We start from the raw sequence: 3,353 nt of genomic DNA, 5'->3' as shown, positions 1-3,353 counted from the left end.
GGCTACACCAGCAACTATGGGTTTATCGGCTCAGCCTAAAGCTAATTTAGGCGAAGCCGAAGGGAAAGGTGTTGATATTTCCTTGAACTATACGCACTCATTCAGTAGTGGCCTATGGCTGCAAGCTATGGGTAACTTTACCTACGCGGCAAGTAAATACCTGAAATTTGAAGAGCCTTACTACGATGAAGCACCATGGAAACGCCATGCAGGGTATTCACTTGGGCAACAATGGGGTTATATAGCAGAGCGATTATTTGTTGATGATGAAGAAGCGCGTCGTTCACCAAAACAATTCGGAGAATATGGAGGGGGAGACATTAAATATTATGATGTAAATGGTGATGGTCAGATTACTTCACTTGATCAGGTGCCTATTGGTTATCCTGTAACACCAGAAATAACCTATGGTTTCGGCTTTTCAGTGGGGTATAAAAGCTTCGATTTTTCGGCTTTTTTCCAAGGTCTTGGCAGGGAGTCCTTTTGGATAGACACCAAAGCTACTGCTCCGTTTGTATCCTACCTGTATGACAATGAAACGCTAAACGGCAAACCTCAAAATCAACTATTAAAAGCATATGCAGATAGCCATTGGTCTGAAGACAATCAGAATACTTATGCTTTATGGCCAAGGTTAAGTACTACCTCGGTAGGAAATGAGAATAACTCAGTTACAAGCACCTGGTTCATGAGAAGCGGTTCCTTTTTACGTGTAAAACAAATGGAAATTGGTTATACCGTACCAGATAAACTGGCTCGTAAAATAAGCCTTAAAAAATTCAGGGCATATGTTAATGGAACCAATCTTTTATCCTTTAGCGGATTCAAATTGTGGGACATAGAGATGGCAGGAAATGGTCTTGGCTATCCGGTACAGCGAGTATTTAACTTAGGAATACTGGCAAGTTTTTAAAAATAAATATTATAAACAGATGAAAAAATCGATAAACATAGTTTTTATTCTTGTTACCATTTGCGTACTGGGTTCCTGTAAAAAGTTTTTAGACATAACTCCTGATAACATAGCCACTATAGAATATGCATTTCGCTTAAGGAGCACTGCCGAAAGGTATTTGTTTAGTTGCTATAACTACATGCCGGCATTGGGTAATTTTGATAACAATGCAGCTAACGCCGCCGGCGATGAATTCTGGCTGGTACCAACAAGTGGAGTAAATGCATGGAAAATAGCACGTGGTGCTCAGAATAAAGTGAATTCTTATATGAATTACTGGCAGGGTGTCAATGGAGGTAAAGATCTTTATCAGGGCATTCGTGAATGTAATATCTTTCTGGACAACATTAATAAAGTACCAGATATGGAATCTCTTGAAAAGGCGCGATGGGCTGCTGAGGTTAAATTTCTAAAGGCATATTACCACTATTACATGCTTCGTATGTATGGACCCATCGCCTTGGTTAAGGTAAATATACCGGTAGATGCCCCTGTTGATCAGGTTTACCCGCTACGATCACCTGTTGATTCCTGCGTAAATTATATTGTTCAGCTATTGGATGAGGCAGCCCCTGATCTTCCTGAAAAGATTGAAAATGAAGTTTCTGAACTTGGGCGGGTTACTAGAGCCATCGCGCTTAGTGTTAAAGCTGAAGTATTGGTTACAGCTGCAAGTCCATTGTTTAACGGGAATCCGGATTATACCGGATTCAAAGACCCCGAAGGACACTTGCTCTTTAGTTCGGCATATGATGTTTCAAAATGGGAGCGGGCTGCTAAGGCAACAAAGGCAGCAGTGGAGCTTACCGAATCATTAGGGCATAAGCTTTACACCTTTAACCCAGCTTTTTTTCAATATAAAATATCCGATACTATTAAAGTACAAATGAACATCCGTAATGCCATTACTGAGAAATGGAACCCTGAAATTATCTGGGGAAACACCAATAGTCTGGCAGGCAGTATACAAGCGGCGGCTACTCCGAGAGGACTAGACCCCAGATATACATCAAATGGCTCAACTGTGGGTAATATTGCGCCTCCTTTAAAGATAGCTGAGATGTTTTATAGTGAAAACGGTGTGCCTATTAAAGAAGATCATACTTATGATTATGCAGGGCGTTTTAACCTAAAGAAGGTACCGGCCCAAGACAATAAATACCTTCAGGAAGGTTATGTAACCGCTTCTTTAAACTTTAATAGGGAACCACGCTTTTATGCAGATCTGGGTTTTGATGGTGGTATCTGGTACGGACAAGGTTTTTTTGACGATAAGGCAAGCATGTTATTTGTAGCCAGTAAAAAAGGGCAGCCGGCAACAGCGCAAAATGAAGGAAGTTATTCTGTTACAGGATACTGGCCTAAAAAACTAGTGAATTTCAATAATGTAATTGCTGCCACAACCTATACCAGTCAAACTTATCCATGGCCAATGATTCGTTTGGCGAGTGTATATCTTCTCCATGCAGAAGCAATGAACGAAGCATATGGACCCACAGAAGACGTATATAAGTATCTTAATTTAATAAGAGCAAGAGCAGGACTACATACCGTACAAGACTCGTGGACTAATTACTCAACTAATCCTACTAAATACCAGAATAAAGATGGCTTACGTGAGATTATCCATAGAGAACGACTTATTGAAATGGCATTCGAAGGCCACCGTTTCTGGGATTTACGAAGATGGAAAGAAGCCGCCGGAGAGCTTAATAAGCCAATTACAGGCTGGGACTTAAGTCAGGAAGATGCAGCTGATTATTACCGCGAACGTGTAATATTCAATCAAACCTTTAGTACCCGCGATTATTTATGGCCACTACCAGAGAGCGAGTTATTAAGCAATAAAAGAATGAACCAAAATCCCGGCTGGTAATGATGGGGAATCTAAGAAATGTTTCAAAAAATAAAACTGTAATTATGTTTAAATATTTATTATCAGTTTGTCTGATGATTTTAATCATATCAGGCTGCAAGGAAATTGCAACCGAACCGCTGGATAAGGGCGATGCCGCCCCCGGTCCGGTAAAAAATGTTCAGGTTAAAAGTATACCGGGTGGTGCAGTAATCACTTACACAAGACCCGAAAACATGCTTTATGTTAAAGCGACTTATTCTATTAGAGAAGGGGTAGAAAAGGAAGTGAAAGCTTCATACTATAAGGATAATCTTACCATTGAAGGATTTCCTGATACAAAAGACCACCAAGTGAAATTATACGCGGTGAGCCGCGGAGAAACAATCTCAGAACCTGTAGTAATAAAAGTAACCCCACTAACTCCTCCTGTTCAAAGTGTATTTAAATCTTTACAGCTGGAAGAAGTTTATGGAGGTGTCAGACTTTGGTTCACAAATGAGGCACAAGCCGATGTAGTAATCAATTTATTGGTGCTGGATT

2 protein-coding genes and 1 pseudogene are annotated in these 3,353 nt (G+C 40.4%); all 3 read left to right on the top strand.

What is annotated here, in order from left to right:
• Positions 1 to 913: pseudogene (locus N824_RS34290) on the top strand (SusC/RagA family TonB-linked outer membrane protein); the annotation flags it as partial.
• Positions 914 to 932: 19 nt separating this feature from the next.
• Positions 933 to 2,831, top strand: a complete 1,899-nt coding sequence (locus tag N824_RS14320) for a RagB/SusD family nutrient uptake outer membrane protein (RefSeq protein WP_048905838.1) — start codon at positions 933 to 935, stop codon at positions 2,829 to 2,831.
• 44 nt (positions 2,832 to 2,875) lie between these two features.
• Positions 2,876 to 3,353, top strand: a 478-nt coding sequence (locus N824_RS14315) for a DUF4959 domain-containing protein (protein WP_161662324.1), incomplete at its 3' end; no start/stop codon positions are given.

The sequence above is a fragment of the Pedobacter sp. V48 genome (assembly GCF_000523515.1).
In the GTDB taxonomy this organism is placed as follows: domain Bacteria; phylum Bacteroidota; class Bacteroidia; order Sphingobacteriales; family Sphingobacteriaceae; genus Pedobacter.
Note: the sequence above shows the minus strand (reverse complement) of the source record. Positions and strands in the feature narration are given on the sequence as shown.

Bases quoted from the DNA above. Each gene is read 5' to 3' on its own strand.
- N824_RS14320 (WP_048905838.1), top strand. From the start codon at position 933: ATGAAAAAATCGATAAACATAGTTTTTATTCTTGTTACCATTTGCGTA.